This is a genomic window from Cohaesibacter marisflavi (genome assembly GCF_900115225.1).
Lineage (GTDB): Bacteria > Pseudomonadota > Alphaproteobacteria > Rhizobiales > Cohaesibacteraceae > Cohaesibacter > Cohaesibacter marisflavi.
The window spans coordinates 80,903-101,997 of sequence record NZ_FOVR01000016.1; the positions used below are offsets into that span (position 1 = coordinate 80,903).

Consider the following 21,095-nt stretch of genomic DNA (forward strand, 5'->3'; position numbering starts at 1 on the left):
ATCGGCATTTGACGTGAAGCGAGGTGGTGCAAGCCATCTCACCTCAGTTTGTGTGGCAGGAGACAGCATCTCCTGCCCGAGGTCTTGTCTGGACCCCTTATTCCTCCAAAATTCCCTCAAGTTTGCGCAAATGGGTCGCTACCCTATTGCGTACAGCGTCCGCTTCCTCCGGCGTCCACTTGCGGAATCCCTCTCCCGACTTCATGCCCAGCTTGCCCTCGGCAACGAGCTTTTCGAGATAAGGTGACGGCCCTTTGCGATCCTCCAGATCGGCCAGAACTGTATTGTGAATATCAAGCGTCAGATCCGTGCCGACCAGATCGGCATTTTCCAGTGGTCCCAGAACGGACAGCCGTCGCCCAAAACAGGACTTGATGACTGTATCCACGCCTTCCGCGTCGCAAATACCCTTCTCCACGAGACTGATTGCCTCGCGCCAGAGCGCATGTTGCAAGCGGTTACCGATAAAGCCCGGCACATCCTTTTCGACGAGAACCGGCGTCTTCCTGGCATTTTGCAGGATATCCATCATGTCCTGAGCTTTTTCATGCTCGGTCCATTCGGTTTTGATCACTTCGACCAAAGGAATCATGTGCGGCGGGTTCCACCAGTGGGTGCCCAGCGCACGCCCCTTCAGCTTGAGATCCTTCATGATTTCGGTGATGGGAATGACCGACGTGTTCGAGGCCAGAATGCAATGCTCGGGCGCATTGGCTTCCACTTCAGCAAAAATCGATTGCTTGAGTGGGAGCTTTTCCGGCGCCGCTTCAAACACGGCATCGGCATTGCCCACAGCCTCGGCCATGGTATCTGCGACCGATACACGCGCAGCAGCAGCATCGATTTCACCATCAGCAACGCCCATGGCCTTCATGCTCTGTCTGATCCGCTCGATGACTGAAGCACGCGCTTCAGCCACCGGATCCGTGATCGTCACATCATAGCCGGCACGCGCCATGGTGAGGGCAATGCCATGCCCCATCAGGCCAGCACCAATAACGGCGATAGTACGGATATTGCTGCTCATCATTTAGCCCGCCGTATAGCCACCGTCAGCATACAAGATGTGACCGGTGTAGAAGTCGCAGGCCTTCGAGGCCAGGAACAGCAAAGGACCGGCCAGATCTTCCGGCTCGCCCAGACGCCCGATTGGCACGCGAGACAGAAAACCTGCACGCACGGCATTGGCATTGTCGTTGTCTTCAAACATCCACGCCGTCAGCGGAGACCGGAATACGGTCGGCGCAATCGCATTGACTGTGATGCCATCCTTGCCAAGCTCGCAGCCAAGCGCCTTGACGATGCCATCAACCGCAGACTTGGAAGCGCAATAAGCAGAGTAACCAGCCGGATGACCAAGGAGACCACGAGCCGAAGACATGAGTACGATCTTGCCTCCGTCGCCCTGCTTTTTCATCTGCCGAGCAGCTGCACGCGAGAGCAGCCAGCTCTGGTTGACGTTGGCATCCATCACGGCTTCAAAGGTAGCTGGTTCCATTTCGGTAATCGGAGCAACCTTGTTCATGCCGGACGCGACAACGAGAATGTCCAGACGGCCATAGGCATCTACCGCTTTTGCGACCAAATCACTGCAGATCTCTTCCGTCGCCGGACGCGCATTGATGCAGGTGACATCAGCTCCCATATCGGTGCATTCCTTGGAAATTTCATCCAACGCGGTCTGGTTGCCAGCAACCAGCACCAGCTTGCAGCCTGCACCAGCCAGAATACGCGCAGCCACCATACCAAAGGCACCGGACGCACCGGTAATCAAAGCAACATTGTCCTTCACATCAAACATGGAAAGGGGGTTAGCCATTACATTCATAATTCAAGCCTCCGGAGGATAAGGAATGACGACCATCATCTTAGCGGTCATGTTGGTACGGTTTTCGAGCACACGAACCTCCCCGGGCTGAATGACGCACGAGTCCAGAGGTTTTAGAACCGATTCCTCACCATCAATGATCAGGGTCATTTCCCCTTCGATCATGATGTAGACTTTCTCAAACGGCGTAGAGTCAGGCCCGGCGCCACCACCTGGGAAAAACTGGCTAAAGCCAATCCATTGATTTTTGGGACCGTTTTCCTCAAAGCCCTGAAGCCGTAAGCCATAACAACCGAAATGGTTGGGCGCTTCATAGGCAGGAGCATCTGCAAAACGTTTTAGATGCATTACCTTCCTCCATTCGTTTCATTCTGCGGGTCAAACTCATTTCCTGGCTCGCCCGATTGCCTTGCGAAGCCCCCCCCCTCTGCACCAGGACGAAAGCTTCCGATATTTCGGTCGCAGCAATCAATTCGATGCAGCACGCAGCGACCCAAACCTGGCGAAAAGAAACCATCAAATATGGGGGTGAAAAGCGAGAAATCTATTTTCTTCAATGCGCTAATGAGATCCAACTTCCTCCTTCACGAAACCGGATCAAACGCACAAACTCCTCCCGTCATCAGCACTGCCGATGTGTCAACTCCCTCAATTTCATCAGGATAGTTCCTCCTCCTGTTCCATATTACGGTACAAACGCCCATCCAAAAACACAAGCAAATGTCCCGTATATCGATACACTAATACTGCATTACAGGAGAAAAATTCACTAGAATTATTTTGTCCGCAGACATATGCTCACAAACCAATACAAGATAACTGTTTTTACTTATGTTATTACATGTATAATCGATGTACCACAATGCGATACCGCTAAACGCGAACTCATACCACTTTGCAACCTTTTGGTTTACATGCAAAAAACCCGGACCTCTTAAGATCCGGGATGTCTGATTCACGCCTGTTTGTGTAAATGGAACGGAGCGACAAAGCGTTCAATCCCGCGCAGCAACCGCTGACCTAAAGCGCCATTCGCGGCACCGTTTCCGGTATGATCAGTTTGGCCGTTGTTGCTTGAACAACCTGTTCAACCGTTGCCTCCGGACCAAGCTCGCGCAGAACCAGTCCTTCATCGGTCGGCTCGATAACAGCCATCTCTGTAACAATCAGCGAAACACGGCGTTCGGCAGTGAGAGGCAACGTGCATTCTGGCACAATCTTGGGGCTTCCCTTGGCGGTGTGCACCATGGAAACGATAACCTGTTTAGCACCAGCGACCAGATCCATCGCGCCGCCCATCCCCGGCACCATCTTGCCCGGAACCATCCAGTTGGCCAGATAGCCACGTTCATCCACCTGCAGACCACCCAACACTGTCATGTCCAGATGACCGCCCCGGATGAGGCCGAAGGAAACGGCAGAATCAATCGAAGCAGCGCCCGGCACTGCCATCACCAATCCGCCACCAGCATCGGTCAGATCCTTGTTTTCAAAGCCCGGCATAGCACTGCCACCAAGGCCGACAACACCATTCTCGGCCTGAAACATCACATCCACATCATCAGGCAGATAGTTGGTTACCATGCTGGGCAGTCCGATACCCAGATTAACCAGCATCCCGTCTTTCACTTCCATAGCAACGCGGCGGGCAATGATCTCTTTGGCGTTCATATCAAAGCTCCCCTTCCAGAATGTGATCGACCAGAATACCCGGCGTCTTCACCGCATCAGGGTGAATAGCACCAATCGGCACAATCACTTCGGCTTCTGCAATCACTGTTTCGGCAGCCATGGCCATGACCGGATTGAAGTTATGCGCCGTCAGGGCATAATCAAGATTGCCCTTATAGTCAGCCTGCTTGGCCTTGATCAGCGCAAAGTCTCCCCGAATCGGCTCTTCCAGCAGATATCTTTCGCCCTGCACTTCAACAATCTGTTTGCCCTCTTCCACGGGCGTGCCCAGACCGGTCTGGGTCAGCACACCTCCAAGGCCGACACCACCCGCGCGAATGCGCTCGATCAGCGTCCCCTGAGGTACAAGTTCCACCTCGATTTCTCCTGCAATCATCTTCTGTTGGGTTTCCGGATTGAGACCGATATGGCTGGCGATCACCTTCTTGACCAAACCGGCGGTTACCAATTTCCCGATCCCTTTTCCGACCAGGGCCGTATCATTTGCCACGACGGTAAAGCCGCCTACCCCCCGCTCAACCAATGCATCAATCATGCGCTCGGGCGTTCCAACCGCCATGAATCCACCGATGAGCAAAACCGCTCCTTCGGGGATCAGCGCAGCAGCATCTTCCAGTTTTGTTGCTGTCTTCATCGGCTACTCCTGTTTCCTCCGCTGTAGCACCTCAGGCCCCATAAAGTCCTATTCCAAAAGGATATCGGACTGGCCATCATTCTGACTGCATACAGTCGACCTATTCTTTTCAATGTGCCGGCAATCAAAATCCACATTACGGTACAAACGAACCACCATTCGGTCAACCAGTAATAATGGCAACCCACATAACAAATTGCCCAAAAATGCAGCCAATTCACCGATTTTTACTAAGACACCCAGAAAAAATCTCAAAGTTAGAAATAAGAAAATCCCTTCAATCGGCATTTACTAGCCGGCCAACAAGAATATATAACAACTTAAACTTACGCACTTTTACATAACTTCTGCGCAAAACAAAAACCGCCCAATGCGTCTTGCGCATCAGGCGGTTTCTAACCCGTTTATCAATCGGCATCAGAGAGGAGAGCCTCCTCCCTCAGGGAGGCGTCATGGCTGCGGCATACCCTTCACAGCCAGCGCCTTGTTCTTGTATCCCTTGTTGCTGGTCACATCTGCACCGAACCAGTCAGGAGCCACAAAGTCGTTGGCCGCCTCAACGGACGGGAATTCCACTTCCACCAGCAGAAGCCCTTTCAGGCCACCATGGAAGACATCCAGCTCATAGTGAAGGCCATCCCCCAGCGCGCCAACATAGCGCGTTTTCTCGACTTGACGCCCCATCGTTGCCAGCCAGAAGCTTTCAAACTGCTCCGCACTCACTGCCACTTCGATTTCCTTGCGCTCCAGAGCACCATCAGATTTCAGCGTCATGAAATAGTTCGCAGTTGCACCGGCTGCCTTCTTGCGCAGCCTGATTTCAACGGAATCGTCCGAATGGGTCAGATATCCTTGCGCAACATCCACACTCTCAAGACCAGCCAGATCGGGCAGCTCGGCCACCAGAAACTTACGCTCGATCTCCACAGCCGTAGGGGCCTCTTCAGCGACAGCCTTGCTCATTACAAATCCACCTTCTTTTTCACATCGCGATAGAGAGCCTTATAGGCCTTGGATGCAGAACTCTTGGGCGCGCTCGCCAGAACCGGAGCCCGATGAATACCCATACGCTCGATATCCGAAGCAAAGGGCACCTGAGCCGATAGAAACTGCTTCTTATACTGACCGGACAATTCGTCCATCAGCTCTCCATGCAGCGACTTGACTGACTGCACCATGGAAAAGAAGGCAGAGAGCTTCTTGAGCGGAATCTTGTTGACATGGAAGAAGTCGACCAACTGCTCAAAGGTGCGTTGAGACAAGGTCGTAGGAATGACCGGCACCAGAATGACATCGGAAGCCTTGAATACGCTTTCCGAAAGCGTCGAGATATTGGGCGGGCAATCAAGCAAAATGACGTCATAGTCTTTTTTCACCGTCTTTAGCGCCTTCTTCAATCGCGACCGGCTGTTTCTCATACGCGCCAAAAACACATCGAAATTCCGAAAGGTCATATTCGCCGGCAAAATATCGAGATTGTCGTAGTTGCTGCCCCGAATTGACTTGGTGAACCGCTCCACATCCTGAAAGAAGCGCTCATCGGTCAGCTTCTTGGATGGTTTGACGCGAAAATAAAAGCTTGAGGCTCCCTGAGGGTCCAGATCACAAAGCAGCACTTTTTTGCCTGCATCAGCCAAAGCGTAAGCCAGATTGACCGATGTTGCCGTTTTGCCAACCCCACCCTTGTTTGAATAGCAGGCAATGATCTTCATTCTTCCCCCTCCCGCATTTTGAACAGCGCCCTGAAGGTTTGCTGAGTCACTTCGCTGTCAAATCGCGCAAAATTCTCAACCACATGCGCTCTTTCTTCGGCCTGCCGATGATGCAGAATGGCAATCAGAGCCCCCACGCTCTTGGCCACTTTCATCTGCGTTGCCTTATTGCGGAACTTGTGGCTTTCAAGAAATCCGGATAAGGACTCGATCTGCACAGAACAGTCGTTAAACGCCCCCAGATTGTCCTGCAAGCGTTTCATCGGCTTGATCAACTGCTTGATATCCTTGCGCGGAAACAAGGGAGCGAAAAACTCCATCAGATAACGCAACTTCTTACAATGAATGCGCAGCTCATGCACATCTTCATCGTCACTTTGGGCAGTTATGCCCTTGGCAATCTTGCAAATCTTGCGATAACGCTTCCAGATGAGCTGACGGGCATACTCATGTGCCCCCAAATCGCTTTTTGGCCCTCGTTCCAATCGCGCAGGCGCAGCAAGCAAATCCGAAAGCGCCTGCATTTCCGCCTGATAGGCGTCGCTGATCAGGTGATCGGCCAGCTCGACAGCGGCCTCTTCCCGATCCCGCAGAAACAGCGCAAACATCTCCTTGAGACCACCATGCAAGGCTTCAGGGATGAGCGCAAAAAAATCCTGCTTTTCCAGCAGATAGACATCCAGATCCCTCAGTGTACCGGTCTTTGCCATAAGAGCGGAAAAACGCCTTTTCAGATCTCGCGTCTGCTCTTGGGAATAGACACCTTTGAACAGACTGAGCACGGAGCGGATCTTGCGCAGGGCAATGCGGTAATCATGCAGGAATTCGGTGTCGATATCGTTGACGATACCCTTCTCGTTCACCCGTGCAGCAGGCAGGTAAGCGGCCATGATGTCGGTCGCCACGTCAAAAGCGGGTTCATCCTCTCTGATCGTGATCTCGGGCTTGAGTACACCGGAGGGAAAGCCCATACAGAGGCCCGAGAGGAACGTTTCCAGTCCCTCTTCACCGCCCCCCAGATCAATGAGCTTTTCACGCAGCCGCACAAGGGCCTTTTCATAGCCTCGCACCGGACGCAAAAAGGCGATCAGTCCATTGGCGCCACCGACCATGCGCGTCTCGATAAACTGCACCTTGATGTGGATCTTGCCTTCGTCATCCACCAGCGCCATTTGCGAGAAACAGCATTGCAGACGACAGATGGGCATGAGCGCACGCAGATGCGGCAACCCCTTCAGGGCCGTACGTACCGGCCCCTTGCGCAGATCGCTTATAAAGCCCCCGTCAGCCGAGCCCTTTTGCGTTATCAGGGCTCCATCCCTGTCGAGCAATTGCAAGCGCCCTTCACTCGCAAGCAGCAAGCGCCCCGAGCGCGTCAGCGGCAGGGGAAACATATCAAGCAGGGTGGCATCCACCGGATCCGTCTGCTCTGACAAGACCGGGCGCAATTTGCCAAAATCTTCGTCAATCAGACAATCCAGGGAATGGTTTGGAATAAGGAGTAAATGTTCATCTGTCTCAGCCATGGCATATATAGTTTCACGGAACAACAACTGGCGCAAGGCGACAGACAAGCGCACAATGTGCATTTCCTCAGAAACCTACACGTGCACACAAAATAGTGCACCCACCCGTCGACCTTAGTCGACAGATAAAAAAACACCCGACAAAACCGCCGGGTGTCATCACTATTCGGATGGTGAACCGTTGCCCACCAGAATCACCGGTTCGACGAAAAATCCACCCCGTTCAGGTCACGGCAAGAATGGACGTCTTTTCAAAGCGATCCAGAATGCGCTGACTGAAGGCATCAACCTGATCCTTCTCCACCAGAGCCACCACAGAGCCACCCCAGCCACCACCGGTCTGCCGCGCACCAAGCGCGCCGAAGGAGAGCGCCGCCTCAACAATCGCATCGGTCTCATCAACCGTGATCTGGTAATCATCTTTCTGGGAGAGATGACTTGCCACCATAAGCTTGCCAAAGAAAGCCATATCGTGATTGCGCAGCGCCACAACGCCATCCAGCACATGCTTGTTATCATTGACAATATGCCGCGCCCTGCGGTTCAGCGGCTCGGAAATCCCGTTGATGCGGTCCAGATCGCCAACGCCCAGATCGCTGAGCATTTCCACATTGAGCGCCTTGCACGCCGCCTGACATTCTGCCACACGAGTTGCATAGCCGTCTTCTCCGCCATCAACCAGCTGGTGGCTGACACCGGATGCAATGATGACGAAAGCAAAGTCCGGCGATGTCTCCACCAGCTCATAATCAAGTGTACGGGTATTGAGAAACATCGCCACACCCGGATCACCGACGGAAGAGGCGAACTGGTCCATGATGCCACATGGCATGCCGACAAATTCATTCTCCACCGCCCGCGCCTTGACAGCCACATCGACCGAACTCATCGTGCGCCCGAAGAGTGCCAACGCTGCCTTGATCGACGCCACCTCAAGTGCGGCCGAGCTGGAAAGTCCTGCCCCCATGGGAAGGGTGGTTTCAAGTGCCACACGCAGTCCCGTCACAGCCACATCCTCATAGGCCACAGCCTTCAGACACCCCAACAGATAGTCAGACCAGCGCCCTTCGCGGCCATCCTCTATGGTCCGCAGCTCGGTCTGATCGAACGTATCCGAATAGGCCTCGATCACACCGGGCTTATCGCCCTTGCCAAGTGCGATGGACACGCCCAGGCCACGCAAGGCCATGGGCAAGACAAAACCGCCATTATAATCGGTATGTTCCCCAAGCAGATTGACCCGACCTGGCGAATAGGCCACCACGCCAGGTGTCTGTCCGAAGTGTTTTTCAAACGCCGCCTTGACTGATGCCGTCTCTTTTTCTTGCGTCATACATCCCCCCCCCTTACTTTACTGACTTGTAATGAATATCGGACAAGGACCGCAAACGCTCCGCCGCACTTTCAGCGGTCAAATCACGTTGGGCTTCCGAGAGCATTTCATAGCCAACCATGAATTTGCGTACTGTGGCAGAGCGCAGCAGCGGCGGATAGAAATGCGCATGCAATTGCCAGTGATCGAACTTACCCTGTCGCGTCGGCGCCCCATGCCACCCCATCGTATAGGGGAATTCGGTCTCGAACAGATTGTCATATCTGGTGCATAGACCCTTGAGCGCATCGGCCAAGCTGTTCCGTTCCGTGTCTGTCAGATCCGGCAGGCGCAATATGTGGCGCTTTGGCATGAGCAACGTCTCGAAAGGCCATGTCGCCCACCAGGGCACCACTGCAATCCAGTCCTCATTCTCGACAACCACCCGCTCGCCTTTGCGCGCCTCATCCGCCGCATAGCGAACCAGAAGAACCTCACCATTCTCGGCCAGAAATCGCGCTTGATTGCTGTCCTCGACGGCAACTTCGTTAGGCAGGAAATCCGAAGCCCAGATCTGGCCATGAGGATGGGGCTGCGAACAGCCCATAACGGCACCCTTATTTTCAAAAACGGCAACCCAGTCATACTGCGCCCCCAGATCAACGATCTGGTCAGCCCATGTATCCACCACCTTGCGGATGTCGGTAACTTCAAGCTCGGGCAAGGTAAGATCATGCCGCTCGGAAAAGCACATCACGCGCGCAGTGCCACGCACCGTATCGGCGCGAAACAGCGGATCGCCTGAGGTTCCTCCCGCTGGCGTATCTTCCAGCAAAGCGGGAAAGTCGTTTGGAAAAACGAACGGCCCCTTATAATCGGGATTCACCGCACCCGAGTTCCGCTCATTGCCCGCGCAGAGATAGCAATTGGGGTCGTGACGGGGTTTTTCCACGATCACGACCTCTTCCTGCTGCCCCTGCCAGGGCCGTTTGTTGCGATGAGGTGAAACAAGCACCCACTCTCCCTTGAGCGGGTTAAATCGACGATGCGGAGCATCTGTGGGCACAGTTTCTTCAGCCATCGAGGGCCTCCTCACTATTTGCCGGCAAAGGGACCATATTTGGGCTCATGGTGCCAACGCCAGGCGGTTTCAATGATTGTTTCAAGCGCATCAAATTTGGGCTTCCAGCCCAGTTCCGTTTTGGCACGCGTGCTGTCAGCTACCAATGTTGCCGAATCCCCGGCTCTACGCGGAGCCATGTCATAAGGAATGGGGCGATTGGTCAGCCGCTTGGCGGTCTGGATGACCTCAAGGTTGGTAAAGCCGTTGCCATTGCCAAGATTGAAGCGATGGGCACCCTCGTGAGTATCCATATAATCGAGCGCCAACAGATGGGCCGAGGCAAGATCAAGCACATGGATATAGTCGCGGATGCAGGTTCCGTCCCGCGTTTCATAGTCACTGCCAAAGACAGAAAGCTTCTCACGGATACCAAGCGCTGTCAGCAGAACCAGCGGCACTAGATGCGTTTCCGGACTATGCGCTTCTCCGATCAGGCCATTGGGATGCGCACCAGCAGCATTGAAATAACGCAAAGCCACAGAGCGCAAGCCGTAGGCGGTTGCCATATCGGAGAGCACCTGCTCAACCATGCGCTTGGACCAGCCATAAGGGTTGATCGGCCCCAGCGGGTGGGTTTCGTCAATCAAATCACGTTGCGGATTGCCAAACACGGCGGCCGTAGAAGAGAAGACAATGCGATCAACACCCGCCTTGCGCATGGCGTCGAGCAGATTGAGCGTACCAGTAACGTTGTTGCGGTAGTAAAGATCAGGCTTTTCGACCGATTCCCCCACGGCAATCAGCGCTGCAAAATGGATAACAGCATCCACCTTATGCTTCTTGAAAACAGCATCGAGATCCTGAGGGTTCAGAAGATCACCGCGCTCCAAAGGAACGCCAAGAATAGCCTCAACATGGCCTGAGGACAAATTATCAAAAACAACGACATCATGTCCGGCTTCCAGCAAAAGCTGAACCATATGGGAGCCAATATAGCCAGCCCCACCGCACACCAAAATATTTCGCTTCATATTTCCACTCCCAGTAGCAAACTCGCCCAAGGGCTGCATCGCAATTCAATGGTTATAACACCGAGCGTTAAAACACATTTTCGGCAGTTACTGAAGTGTAGCCCACAAATTGACACAAGTAAATATTTACTAGATAATTATCTCACACAAAAATTGAAGTGGATTTCAATCGAAACGGATTGATCGATCACCCCTTCCCTTGCAGGGCATAGTGTGGTTCAAAACAGCTAAGGGCAAGACAACAAGGAGCGACGGCATGGCAACCATCAAGGACATCGCAGACCGCGTGGGCGTATCGCCAACGACGGTTTCCCGCGTCCTCAATTATGACGCCAGCCTTTCGGTCTCAGAAGAAAAGCGCCGACAGATCATCGAGACGGCGCAAGACCTCGACTATGCCACTCCGCGCATGCGGGCAAAGAAGAAGCAGATGAGCAGTGTCACCAACAGCGCACGGATATCATTGCTCCATACCCTTGATGCCACCGAAGAGCTGGCAGATCCTTATTTCATCACCATCCGCCACAGCATCGAAAAGCATCTCTCACAAGCTGATCTCAAAATTGATCACCGCAGCAACCAGCTTGACGATCTGCCCAAAGGCTTCCCCAAGAAAAGCGATGCCATTCTGGTGGTCGGTCCCCACGGACACAAGACAATCGATCATCTGGCGGAAACGGGCGTTCCACTTGTCTGCGTCGATTTTCCGCCAGACAGGACAGATGTTGATTGCGTATTCCCGGATCTGGAACAGGCCACCGCCAATCTGCTCGACGCGCTTTGGCAAAAGGGCTTTCGCAAATATGGCTTCATTGGGGCCCTCTCTGGCGCAGAAAACCCGCGCCGCCCCTATCCGGACTTGCGCAGCCGCACCTTCATGCAGTGGTTCAAGGCGCGCGGGCTGGAAGCTCCGGCCAATGTGCGCTTTGAACGCCTCACCCCGATGAGCGGTTTCGAACTCGCGCGCCAATTGCTCGATACTGAAGATCGCCCGGAAATCATCATCGCAGCCAACGATACCATGGCCATTGGCGCTCTTCAGGCCGCCAGCAGCCTTAACCTGCATGTGCCCAAAGATGTGCGCATCGTCGGCTTCAACGATATCCCCGCCGCCGGACTGATCTCTCCGGGCCTGACGACCGTTGCCATTCCCGCAGAAGACATCGGTCAGGCAGCGGTTGACCTTTTGCTTGAGCGCCTTTCAGGCCGCAGCTTTTCCAAGAAGATCATTCTGGGCACAAAGATCCGCTGGCGCGAAAGCTGCTGATCCGGCACAGCCTGTCTCTTGCGCATAAAAAAAGCAGGAGCAAACCGAAGCCTGCCCCTGCCTTGAAATCGAAATATATCAGCGCGACTTAGCTTTTTTCAGGCACAGCCGTAATCTCGGTAGCGCCACCATGTTCACCAGACCATTTCAGAGGCTCATTCAGGAAGCTCTCAACACTGTCCAGTGTCTTGGTGTCGAAATAATTCTGCTTCTTGGCGACCGCCAAAACGTCGTGCCATGTGGCCAGATAATGCAGATTGAGATCGATTTTCTTCATATTTTCCAGCGCTTCAGGGAAGATATCGTAATAGAAGAGAACGATCGTGTCATGCACCTCGGCCTCAGCTTTGCGCATGGCTTCCACGAAGTTGATCTTGCTGCCGCCATCCGTGGTCAGATCTTCCACCAGAAGAGCGCGCTTGCCTGCGATTGGAGCGCCTTCGATCTGTGCATCCCGACCATAGCCCTTTGGTTTCTTGCGCACATAGTTCATTGGCAGAGCCAGCTTATCCGCAATCCATGCGGCGAAAGGAATGCCAGCTGTTTCACCACCAACAACAGCATCAATCTTCTCAAAGCCGATATCACGCATGATCGTCGCGGCACAAAATTCCATCAGAGAATTGCGAATGCGCGGGTAGGAGATAAGCTTGCGGCAATCGATATAGGTGGCGCTCGCCAAACCGGACGCCAGCATGAAGGGCTCTTCGGGACGGAAGTGCACCGCATTGACCTCAAGCAGCATTTGTGCGGTCAACTCGGCCATTAGCGCGCGATCGGGGAAAGAAGAAGTAATCATCAGGGCATCCTTTGGAAGGTGCGAGCCGAACAAACGGCTCAAGCGTTAGCGGTTTCGTATCGCCAAAACAACGGGAAACCGGGATCAAAAACAACGACTTCATCACCATCAACGGTGATCTTGTCTTCCAGAACCAGCGGCGCATCGGTCTTGAACAGACGAATGCGCTCTTCGTTGGCCGGAAGACCGTAGAAGGCAGGGCCATTAAGAGACATGAAGGCTTCAAGCTTGTCTAGCGCGCCATCTTCCTCAAACACATGGGCCAGACAGTTGACCGTATTGGGGGCATTGAACACGCCGGCACAGCCGCAGGCACATTCCTTGGCAGACTTGGAATGCGGTGCCGAGTCCGTTCCAAGGAAGAAGCGGCCATCGCCGGATGAGGCAGCTGCGCGCAGGGCAAGACGATGCTTCTCGCGCTTGGCAACCGGCAGACAGTAATAATGCGGCTTGATGCCACCAACCAGAATGGCATTGCGGTTGATAATCAGATGATGAGTCGTGATGGTCGCAGCGGTTTTATCCCCCGCTCCCTTGACGAAATTCACCCCGTCTTCCGTGGTTACATGTTCCATCACAATGCGCAAAGAAGGGAAACGCTCACGTATCGGGGTCAACACGCGATCAATGAAAACAGCCTCACGATCGAAGATATCGATATCGGCGTCGGTCACTTCACCATGCACCAGAAGCGGCACATCAATCTCGGCCATCTTCTCAAGCACCGGATAAACGGCCTCGATGTTGCGCACACCGCTGTCCGAGTTGGTGGTTGCACCCGCGGGATATAGCTTCAATGCCTTGATGAGCCCTGATTTAACGCCCAATTCGACATCCGCCGGCTCGGTGCGCTCTGTCAGATACAAGGTCATCAGCGGCTCGAAGTGATGGCCTTCCGGAAGAGCCGTCTGAATACGCCCCAGATAAGCCTCAGCATCAGAGGTCTTTACAACAGGAGGCACCAGATTGGGCATAATGATGGCCCGGCCGAAATGCGCGCTGCTGTGCGGCAACACCGCCTTGAGCATTTCACCATCACGTAAATGCAAATGCCAGTCATCAGGACGGCGAACAATAAAATCGGTTTGATTGTCGGGTAGGCTCATGGGGCATCTCCTGAGAGCATCTCGCGGGGGGCATCGCCACGCAAATGCAAATTGCGCTATCTTTAACAGCATTTTGCCGGAAATGCCTAGCCCTTCGTTTGATCTGTGGAAGCCTGATCTGCTTTCCCCTGCCAATACCCACCCAGAATAGAAAAAGCCCGAACAGCAAGCTGCCCGGGCCAGGTCTAGTCCACTTTGCGTGGAGGTGCACTTCAGCTCTTGGCCAGATCTCCGGCAAAGGCGCCGACGCGCTTATAATCTTCATAGATTGCGTTATAGAGCTTATGCATTTCGGGATTCGGCTCGAAGCTTTTCTCGATCGGGCTCAGCATCGCATCCTTGGCTTTATAGATATCCTCATAGGCCCCGGCGGCGGTCGCAGCAAAAATGGCAGCCCCACGCGCACAGGCCTGATCGGACAAAGCCACATCCACCTTACGGTTCATCACATCGGCGCAAACCTGAGAGATAAAGTCAGACTTGCGGGCAATACCGCCAATGGCAACAATGCTGTTGACCTTGACACCCTGCTCTTCAAAGCGCTCCACGATTGCGCGCGAGCCATAAGCCGTTGCTTCAATCAGGGCACGATAGATAGACGGCGCCGTCGATCCTAGATGCAATCCGGCAATGATAGACTTCACTGTTTGGTCAGCATCAGGCGTACGACGTCCATTGAGCCAATCCAGGGCGCGTTCACCATAACCACCCGGCGGCAACTCGGCAGCTTCCTTTTCAAGCTCTGGCAACAGGGAACCAGCCTTGCCACGACCATTCCGGCCCCACTGCAGCAAACGTTCAAACCATGCGAACACATCGCCGAAAGAAGACTGACCGGCTTCAAAGCCAACCAGATCAGGCAGAACGCTACCTGGAACCTGACCGCAAATACCGCTAACCAACGTGTCGCTCACCTCTTCAGGCGGCGCAACAAGGATGTCGCAGGTGGAGGTGCCCATGGCACGAACCAGAGAATAAGGCTCGATACCGGCCCCAACGGCGCCCATATGACAATCGAAAGCACCAACAGCAATCGGGATCCCGGCCTTGAGGCCAAAGCGCCCCGCCCAGTCTGAAGACAGATTGCCAGCAACCTGATCACTGGTCTTGGTTTCCCCGAACAGCGGCGTGGTCAGATTGCCCAGCAGAGGATCAAGCGCCTGCAGCCATTCCCGGCTCGGCAAGCCGCCGAATTCAGGATGCCACAAAGCCTTGTGACCGGCGGCGCAACGAGACCGCACGATCTTTGACGCATCGGTCACACCTGCCAGCACAGCAGGGATCCAGTCGCACAGCTCAACCCAGTTGGCCGCTGCGCGGAAAACGGTCGGATTGCGACGACCGACATTCAGGATCTTGGCCCAGTACCATTCCGAGGAATAAATGCCGCCGACATATTTGGTATAATCAGGAAACTGGCCCGAATGGCACAGATCATTGATCTCCTGCGCTTCGGCAACAGAAGTGTGGTCTTTCCAGAGAATGCACATGGCATCCGGATCAGACGAGAAACCGTCCTTCAGCGCCAGCGCAGTGCCGTCGGCCGTGACTGGCATGGGAGACGACCCGGTGGTGTCTACGCCAATACCGATAATGTCTGGATGCGCTTCGAGCCCGGCGATCGCTTCGCGCACGGCTGAGCCCATCGCTTCGAGATAGTCTGACGGATGCTGGCGAAACTGCTGACGCGCCGCATCACAGAATTTCCCCTCGGCCCAGCGGGGATAGTTCGCAACTGCCGAGGAAAGCTCCTCCCCGTCTGCTACCCGGACAACAACGGCCCGCACACTATCCGATCCAAAGTCGAGACCGAGAGCACAGCTGTCATTGGTTGAACTCATTCGATATTCCTCCCTACCGTTGAAACGCCAACAGGTTTTCTTTTGCCGCTTCTATGGATAATTCTCCTCAAACTCATCCATAACACGGCTTTCAATTTCGATAGACTTAGTTTACAATATGGACGATCCTGATATTCCACAATGCAGCATCAGGCTAGAGACATGGACGATCATTCTTATTTCGACCCTGCCCAAGATCCGCAGGTACAGAGAATCTTTAACAAGCTTTCCTTTCGCAGTTCTCCCAAGAACTACGACAAGGAAGTGGCTGCTCTTTTTCCGGGTTTCGAGTTTGGAATCCGGCTTGTCGCCGGCATCACACCCATCGAAAAAGGCGGACCGCTCGACTTCCACATTGATCGTCCCAACGGCATGCATGGATGGATCATCAACCTGACCGTGGATGGACAGGGAAAGCTCTTCGATGGCAAGAACACAACGATTGTGAAGCCCGGAGACCTCGTTCTCTTTCCCCCTGACGCACAACATTTCTATGGCCGAGACCCGGATGCAGACAAATGGTGGCATCGCTGGATCTATTTCCAGCCTCGCGCTTTCTGGAAGCCATGGCTGCAATGGGACGAAGAGGTCAACGGTGTCTATATCATGCGCCATAGAGAGGAAAGCCGCTTCAGCGAATTGTTCCGCCTGTTTGTGGAAGTGGAAAAATGGGCAGGACTTTCCGACAGCCTTTCTGCTGACCTTGCATTCAACAGACTGGAACATATCCTGCTATTTTGCGCAAGAATGAACAGAGCGGAGAAGAAGTCCAACATCGAAATTGACGAGCGCGTTCTGGCCGCCTGCACGCTTATATCCAACAATCTGGACAAGCCCCTGACGGTCAACGAGATCGCCAGCCATGTCTGCCTGTCTCCGTCACGCCTCTCTCACCTGTTCCGCAAATATATCGGCACCGGCATCGTGCAATGGCGCGATGGTCAGCGCATTCAATATGCCATGCAGGTCCTGCGCGTTTCCAACGTTCCCATCAAAGCCCTCTCGCAGATGGTCGGCTATGAGGATCCGCTTTATTTCTCACGTGTTTTCCGTCGTCACACCAACATGAGCCCGCGCACATTCCGAGAGCGCAGCCTTTCCATGATTGTCCGCTCCGAAGGAGAGCAGATCGATAACGCTTTGGACAAGGCAACCGCTGTTTTCGCCGCCGAAGTGCCACTACCCAAACATAGCAGCTAACGTTCGCGAGCCAAAGCAAGCCGCCCTCTTATTCCAGACAACAAAGGGCGATAGAAATTGAGAAACGAAAAGCCCGACCAATCACTTGGCCGGGCTTTTCTGATTGCATTGAGCCTTCAGCGATTATACGCGAATGCCCTTGGCCAGATGCCAATAGATTTCATTATTGCGCAGCGTCTGCTTGAAATCGGAGATTTTGGTATCGTCGTCAATCAAGGCCAGTTCGATTCCGGCGATGGTCGCAAAGTCTTCCAACATTTCCGCTGTCACATCATAGCTGTAAGCGGTGTGATGGGCACCACCGGCCAAAATCCAGGCCTCACAGGCGGTTTTGAAGTCTGGCTTACATTGCCACACTGCGCGTGCCACAGGAAGCTTTGGCAGGTCCGGATGCTCAACAGAGGTCACCTCGTTGGCAATCAGGCGGAATCGGTTACCCATGTCAATGAGGCAGGCATTGATTGCGCCGCCCTTAACAGAGTCAAAGACCATACGCACAGGGTCTGGCTTGCCACCAATACCCAGTTCATGGATCTCGAGGCGCGGCTTGCTTTCTGCGATGGTCGGGCAGACCTCAAGCATATGCGCCCCAAGAACCAGTTCTTCACCCGGCTTGGAAACATCATAGGTGTAATCTTCCATAAAGGAGCAAGCACCGCTCTTGCCATGCCCCATGACCTTCATGGCACGCACCAGCGCAGGCGTCTTCCAGTCGCCTTCACCTGCAAAGCCGAAGCCCTGCTCCATCATGCGCTGAGGCGCAAGACCGGGCAGCTGATTGAGGCCATGCAAATCTTCAAATGTATGGGTAAAGCCCTTGTAATTCCCCTCTTTCAGGAAGTAGGAAATGGCCAGTTCCTGCCGCGCTGCATCAAGCAGGGAAGACCGCTTGGCACCACCAGCCTGAAGCTCGGGAACCAGCTCATAGGTCTTGTCATATTCGGCAACAAGCGCTTCCACATCGGCATCGGAGAAGTCAGCCATTTTGGCGACCAGATCACCAACCGGCCAGTAATCCACCTTGAAGCCGAAGGCCATTTCGGCAGACACCTTGTCGCCATCGGTCACGGCAACATTGCGCATATTGTCGCCAAAGCGGCAAACGCCAGAGCCCTGCCAATCGTCCCAGGCGCGCGCAGCGCGCATCCAGCTGTCAATCCGATCCTGAACCGCAGGATCGCTCCAGTGACCAACAACCACCTTGCGGCCAATGCGCATGCGCGTATGCAGGAAGCCCGCTTCCCGGTCTCCATGGGCAGACTGATGCAGGTTCATATAGTCCATATCAATGGAATCCCAAGGCAACGCTGCATTGAGCTGCGTATGCAGATGCAGCATCGGCTTAGTCAGCGCGTTAAGGCCGCGTATCCACATTTTGGAAGGCGAAAAAGTATGCATCCACAAGATGATACCGCCACATTCAGGGTCAGCCGACGCCCGACGGCAAACATCCGCAATTTCCTCCCCGGTCGTCGCCACTGTCGCAAATTCGAGCGGCAACACCAGACGCCCGTCTTTGGACAGCCCCTCAACAACCTTACGGGCACCATCAGCCACCTCGGCCAATGTTTCCGGACCATAAAGGTGCTGCGAGCCGCACACAAACCAGAATTTCAAAGGTTTCAAACCAAACATTTCCATGCCCTTTCAATTTTCGACCGGCGTTAGTTGCGCGATGGTCTGGATATGTTTGCGCGAAGGATGCAAAGCCTAAATCCCTCCCCTTTGCGCAAAAAAGCGGTTCCGAGATGCTTAGGCATTTCCCCCCTCGGAACCGCAAGACGGTACCTATTTCTGCCCATACCAGGCATTTTTTCCATGTTTGCGCTCATAGTGATAATCGAGCACATACTGCTCCAATGGCGGTATGGGATTGGTAATCGTTGCGGTGATAGTTGCCATGTGGGCAACCTCTTCGAGCACAACTGCATTGTGCACGGCGTCATCAGCATCCTTGCCCCAGGCAAAAGGCCCATGGCCGGCCACTAGAACCATCGGAACAGCTGCGGGATCAAGCCCTTCAAAGCGTTCAACAATGGCCTCGCCGGTCGTCGTTTCATAATCTCGATTGACCTGTTCTTCAGTGAGAGGCTTGGTGCAGGGCACCGGACCGGCGCAATAATCCGCTTGCGTGGTACCGAGGCACGGGATCTCCCGACGCGCCTGAGCCCAGGCGACAGCATGGCGGGAATGGGTATGCACCACACCACCAATCTGCGGAAAGGCCTTGTAAAGCGTGGTATGGGTTTTCGTGTCAGAAGACGGCTTCTTGCTGCCCCAGACAACATTATTGTCGAGGTCAACAACCACCATATCGTCAGCAGTCATCGTTTCGTAAGGGACGCCCGACGGCTTGATGACAACCAGCCCCTTCTCACGATCGATCGCACTGACATTACCCCATGTGTAGATCACGACACCGCGGTCATTCAGTTCGATATTCGCGCGAAAAACCTCTTCCCTCAGTTCTTTCAGCATTTGAATGTCCTCCTCAAACCGCCCTATTCGTCACGTGGCTTCATGCGAGCCAGGGCTTATTTTCGAAATGTTACAGCAACCGGAGCACCATTCTGGCCATTCATCTGACCACACCCCTCGACCAGTCCACCTTGAAAATATGGACAGATCCCCGCCAGGCGGTTAGAGGCTATAAGGTTATACTTATGGATTATCTTGCTATCCGCACCAATGAGGCGATTGCTATAAAACAAGCATTTTTCGACTGCACGCCGGATATGGCAAAAATGCTTGCGAAAAGGGCCGAACCAGAAATGTCCTATAGATGATCCGATCAGCGATCCCGAATGTCCCGACATTCTGGAAAAGAGGTGGGCTGCAGGCCAGCCCACCCATTGGTTCACTTGAAGACTTAGCCAGCCTTCTTCTTGTTGTAGACGTCGAAGATAACGGCCGCGAGAAGAACAACACCCTTAATGACCTGCTGCCAATCGATACCGATGGACAGAATGGACATGCCGTTGTTCATCACCCCCATCAGGAAGGCACCGATGATTGCGCCGGTAACCGTACCAACACCACCCGTCGTGGATGCTCCACCAATAAAGACAGCCGCGATAACGTCAAGCTCGTAGCCGTAACCGGCTTTCGGGGTTGCCGTGTTGAGGCGGGCGGCAAACACCATGCCAGCGAAGGCAGCCAGAAGCCCCATATTGGCAAAGGTCAGGAAGGTCAACCGTTCAGTATTCACACCGGAGAGCTTGGCAGCTTTCACGTTACCACCCAGAGCATAGATCCGACGACCAACCGTAGAGGATGAGGTCAGGAAGCCATAAGCAGCAACCAGCACAGCGATAACGATCAGAACGTTTGGATAGCCTCTGTAGCCAGCCATGACGTAGGAGAGATAGTTGATGGCGAAGACGATAAGAAGATTCTTCAGCACAAAGAAGGCAAATGGCTCTTCCAGATTACCGAACTTGGCACGCTCCTTACGATCTTTCCAAGCAGAATAAATCAGGAAGACACTCAGGACGATCCCGAGAACAACCGTCAGCATGTGCGGACGACCAACACCGAACAGGTCAGGAATGAAACCCGAGCTCAGTTTCTGAAAGCCGGTCGGGAACGGGCCGATGGACTGACCATTGAGCAGCGCCAGCGTAAGACCGCGGAAACTGAGCATACCAGCCAGCGTCACGATGAAGGCTGGGATCTTGTAATAAGCCACCCAGAAGCCCTGCAGAGCCCCAATCGCGGTACCGACAATCAGGCACACGATGATCGTGACCACATAGTTGATCTCGTAATTGACGATCATCACGGCAGCGAGAGCGCCGATAAAGCCCATGACCGATCCGACCGAGAGGTCAATATGACCAGCAACAATAATGAGCAGCATACCAATCGCCATGATGACGATGTAGCTGTTCTGGAGAATGAGGTTGGTCAGGTTGAGCGGCTTCATGAGAATACCGTTGGTAACAACCTGGAAGAAGATCATAACAGCGATCAGGGCAATCAAAAGGCCGTATTCGCGTACGTTTGACTTCAGATAACTGGCGACGCTGACAGTTTCACCTGCGTCAGAGTTTGCCGGAGACGGGTTTTCCACCTGTGACATTGT

The 21,095-nt window shown here is 53.9% G+C and carries 20 protein-coding genes; 3 read left to right on the top strand and 17 right to left on the bottom strand.

Annotation, left to right across the window (positions count from 1 at the left end; translation table 11 throughout):
• Positions 1-97: 97 nt before the first annotated feature.
• From BM258_RS21275 to galE, 11 genes are all read right to left on the bottom strand, one after another.
• Entirely contained in the window at positions 98-1,030 is a 933-nt protein-coding gene (locus BM258_RS21275; RefSeq protein ID WP_090075249.1) for a 3-hydroxyacyl-CoA dehydrogenase family protein, read from the bottom strand.
• Positions 1,031-1,828, bottom strand: a complete 798-nt coding sequence (locus tag BM258_RS21280) for an SDR family NAD(P)-dependent oxidoreductase (RefSeq protein WP_090075250.1) — start codon at positions 1,826-1,828, stop codon at positions 1,031-1,033.
• Between the two features lie 3 nt (positions 1,829-1,831).
• Positions 1,832-2,176 carry a cupin domain-containing protein gene (locus BM258_RS21285; protein WP_090075251.1) on the bottom strand — a complete coding sequence of 115 codons (345 nt, stop codon included), beginning with the start codon at positions 2,174-2,176 and terminating at the stop codon, positions 1,832-1,834.
• Positions 2,177-2,848: 672 nt separating this feature from the next.
• Entirely contained in the window at positions 2,849-3,499 is a 651-nt protein-coding gene (locus tag BM258_RS21290) for a 3-oxoacid CoA-transferase subunit B (protein WP_090075252.1), read from the bottom strand.
• A 1-nt stretch (position 3,500) separates the two neighbouring features.
• Complete coding sequence (locus BM258_RS21295; RefSeq protein ID WP_090075253.1) at positions 3,501-4,154, bottom strand: CoA transferase subunit A; 654 nt, start codon at positions 4,152-4,154, stop codon at positions 3,501-3,503.
• Between the two features lie 450 nt (positions 4,155-4,604).
• Positions 4,605-5,117, bottom strand: a complete 513-nt coding sequence (locus BM258_RS21300; protein WP_090075254.1) for a CYTH domain-containing protein — start codon at positions 5,115-5,117, stop codon at positions 4,605-4,607.
• On the bottom strand, positions 5,117-5,866 hold the full coding sequence (locus BM258_RS21305; RefSeq protein ID WP_090075255.1) for a ParA family protein: 750 nt from the start codon (positions 5,864-5,866) through the stop codon (positions 5,117-5,119). Before BM258_RS21305 ends, BM258_RS21300 begins: the two co-directional genes overlap by 1 nt.
• Entirely contained in the window at positions 5,863-7,392 is a 1,530-nt protein-coding gene (locus BM258_RS21310; protein WP_175528199.1) for a CHAD domain-containing protein, read from the bottom strand. Before BM258_RS21310 ends, BM258_RS21305 begins: the two co-directional genes overlap by 4 nt.
• 223 nt (positions 7,393-7,615) lie before the next feature.
• The gene (gene galK, locus BM258_RS21315) at positions 7,616-8,725 is read right to left on the bottom strand and encodes a galactokinase (RefSeq protein ID WP_090075257.1); all 1,110 of its coding nucleotides are present in this window, start codon (positions 8,723-8,725) and stop codon (positions 7,616-7,618) included.
• 13 nt (positions 8,726-8,738) lie between these two features.
• Complete coding sequence (locus BM258_RS21320) at positions 8,739-9,785, bottom strand: UDP-glucose--hexose-1-phosphate uridylyltransferase (RefSeq protein ID WP_090075258.1); 1,047 nt, start codon at positions 9,783-9,785, stop codon at positions 8,739-8,741.
• Between the two features lie 14 nt (positions 9,786-9,799).
• On the bottom strand, positions 9,800-10,798 hold the full coding sequence (gene galE, locus BM258_RS21325) for a UDP-glucose 4-epimerase GalE (RefSeq protein WP_090075259.1): 999 nt from the start codon (positions 10,796-10,798) through the stop codon (positions 9,800-9,802).
• Between the two features lie 256 nt (positions 10,799-11,054).
• Between galE and BM258_RS21330 the strand changes: the two genes are divergently transcribed.
• Positions 11,055-12,065 carry a LacI family DNA-binding transcriptional regulator gene (locus BM258_RS21330; RefSeq protein ID WP_090075260.1) on the top strand — a complete coding sequence of 337 codons (1,011 nt, stop codon included), beginning with the start codon at positions 11,055-11,057 and terminating at the stop codon, positions 12,063-12,065.
• Between the two features lie 88 nt (positions 12,066-12,153).
• On the opposite strand, the gene BM258_RS21335 is transcribed toward BM258_RS21330, so the two are convergent.
• The 3 genes from BM258_RS21335 to BM258_RS21345 all read right to left on the bottom strand — a co-directional run bounded on the left by BM258_RS21335 (position 12,154) and on the right by BM258_RS21345 (position 15,811).
• Positions 12,154-12,864 carry an orotate phosphoribosyltransferase gene (locus BM258_RS21335; RefSeq protein ID WP_090075284.1) on the bottom strand — a complete coding sequence of 237 codons (711 nt, stop codon included), beginning with the start codon at positions 12,862-12,864 and terminating at the stop codon, positions 12,154-12,156.
• Between the two features lie 38 nt (positions 12,865-12,902).
• A complete protein-coding gene (gene pyrC / locus BM258_RS21340; RefSeq protein ID WP_090075261.1) occupies positions 12,903-13,970 on the bottom strand; it encodes a dihydroorotase in 1,068 nt (355 codons plus the stop codon).
• A 212-nt stretch (positions 13,971-14,182) separates the two neighbouring features.
• Positions 14,183-15,811: a ribulokinase gene (locus tag BM258_RS21345; RefSeq protein WP_090075262.1), complete on the bottom strand. Its 1,629-nt coding sequence runs from the start codon at positions 15,809-15,811 to the stop codon at positions 14,183-14,185.
• 162 nt (positions 15,812-15,973) lie between these two features.
• Between BM258_RS21345 and araC the strand changes: the two genes are divergently transcribed.
• Positions 15,974-17,011, top strand: coding sequence for an arabinose operon transcriptional regulator AraC (araC, locus tag BM258_RS21350; protein WP_175528200.1), 1,038 nt, complete (start codon positions 15,974-15,976; stop codon positions 17,009-17,011).
• A gap of 123 nt (positions 17,012-17,134) precedes the next feature.
• Here the strand turns inward: araC and araA are convergent, their stop codons facing one another.
• Positions 17,135-18,646, bottom strand: a complete 1,512-nt coding sequence (araA, locus tag BM258_RS21355) for an L-arabinose isomerase (RefSeq protein ID WP_090075285.1) — start codon at positions 18,644-18,646, stop codon at positions 17,135-17,137.
• A 153-nt stretch (positions 18,647-18,799) separates the two neighbouring features.
• Entirely contained in the window at positions 18,800-19,489 is a 690-nt protein-coding gene (gene araD / locus BM258_RS21360) for an L-ribulose-5-phosphate 4-epimerase AraD (RefSeq protein WP_090075264.1), read from the bottom strand.
• A gap of 185 nt (positions 19,490-19,674) precedes the next feature.
• Between araD and BM258_RS24985 the strand changes: the two genes are divergently transcribed.
• Complete coding sequence (locus tag BM258_RS24985; protein WP_280141799.1) at positions 19,675-19,797, top strand: hypothetical protein; 123 nt, start codon at positions 19,675-19,677, stop codon at positions 19,795-19,797.
• An 83-nt stretch (positions 19,798-19,880) separates the two neighbouring features.
• Here BM258_RS24985 and mmsB read toward each other — a convergent pair whose 3' ends face one another.
• Entirely contained in the window at positions 19,881-21,092 is a 1,212-nt protein-coding gene (mmsB, locus tag BM258_RS21365; protein WP_090075265.1) for a multiple monosaccharide ABC transporter permease, read from the bottom strand.
• Between the last annotated feature and the right edge of the window lie 3 nt (positions 21,093-21,095).

What these genes read in the sequence shown, in the direction of transcription:
- araC (WP_175528200.1), top strand. Translation starts at nt 15,974, where the DNA reads ATGGACGATCATTCTTATTTCGACCCTGCCCAAGATCCGCAGGTACAG.
- BM258_RS21320 (WP_090075258.1), bottom strand. Translation starts at nt 9,785, where the DNA reads ATGGCTGAAGAAACTGTGCCCACAGATGCTCCGCATCGTCGATTTAAC.
- galE (WP_090075259.1), bottom strand. Translation starts at nt 10,798, where the DNA reads ATGAAGCGAAATATTTTGGTGTGCGGTGGGGCTGGCTATATTGGCTCC.
- BM258_RS21345 (WP_090075262.1), bottom strand. Translation starts at nt 15,811, where the DNA reads ATGAGTTCAACCAATGACAGCTGTGCTCTCGGTCTCGACTTTGGATCG.
- BM258_RS21335 (WP_090075284.1), bottom strand. Translation starts at nt 12,864, where the DNA reads ATGATTACTTCTTCTTTCCCCGATCGCGCGCTAATGGCCGAGTTGACC.
- mmsB (WP_090075265.1), bottom strand. Translation starts at nt 21,092, where the DNA reads ATGTCACAGGTGGAAAACCCGTCTCCGGCAAACTCTGACGCAGGTGAA.
- BM258_RS21290 (WP_090075252.1), bottom strand. Translation starts at nt 3,499, where the DNA reads ATGAACGCCAAAGAGATCATTGCCCGCCGCGTTGCTATGGAAGTGAAA.
- BM258_RS21285 (WP_090075251.1), bottom strand. Translation starts at nt 2,176, where the DNA reads ATGCATCTAAAACGTTTTGCAGATGCTCCTGCCTATGAAGCGCCCAAC.
- BM258_RS21330 (WP_090075260.1), top strand. Translation starts at nt 11,055, where the DNA reads ATGGCAACCATCAAGGACATCGCAGACCGCGTGGGCGTATCGCCAACG.
- BM258_RS21310 (WP_175528199.1), bottom strand. Translation starts at nt 7,392, where the DNA reads ATGGCTGAGACAGATGAACATTTACTCCTTATTCCAAACCATTCCCTG.
- galK (WP_090075257.1), bottom strand. Translation starts at nt 8,725, where the DNA reads ATGACGCAAGAAAAAGAGACGGCATCAGTCAAGGCGGCGTTTGAAAAA.
- BM258_RS21305 (WP_090075255.1), bottom strand. Translation starts at nt 5,866, where the DNA reads ATGAAGATCATTGCCTGCTATTCAAACAAGGGTGGGGTTGGCAAAACG.
- pyrC (WP_090075261.1), bottom strand. Translation starts at nt 13,970, where the DNA reads ATGAGCCTACCCGACAATCAAACCGATTTTATTGTTCGCCGTCCTGAT.
- BM258_RS24985 (WP_280141799.1), top strand. Translation starts at nt 19,675, where the DNA reads ATGGATTATCTTGCTATCCGCACCAATGAGGCGATTGCTATAAAACAA.
- BM258_RS21300 (WP_090075254.1), bottom strand. Translation starts at nt 5,117, where the DNA reads ATGAGCAAGGCTGTCGCTGAAGAGGCCCCTACGGCTGTGGAGATCGAG.
- BM258_RS21280 (WP_090075250.1), bottom strand. Translation starts at nt 1,828, where the DNA reads ATGAATGTAATGGCTAACCCCCTTTCCATGTTTGATGTGAAGGACAAT.
- araA (WP_090075285.1), bottom strand. Translation starts at nt 18,646, where the DNA reads ATGTTTGGTTTGAAACCTTTGAAATTCTGGTTTGTGTGCGGCTCGCAG.
- araD (WP_090075264.1), bottom strand. Translation starts at nt 19,489, where the DNA reads ATGCTGAAAGAACTGAGGGAAGAGGTTTTTCGCGCGAATATCGAACTG.
- BM258_RS21275 (WP_090075249.1), bottom strand. Translation starts at nt 1,030, where the DNA reads ATGATGAGCAGCAATATCCGTACTATCGCCGTTATTGGTGCTGGCCTG.
- BM258_RS21295 (WP_090075253.1), bottom strand. Translation starts at nt 4,154, where the DNA reads ATGAAGACAGCAACAAAACTGGAAGATGCTGCTGCGCTGATCCCCGAA.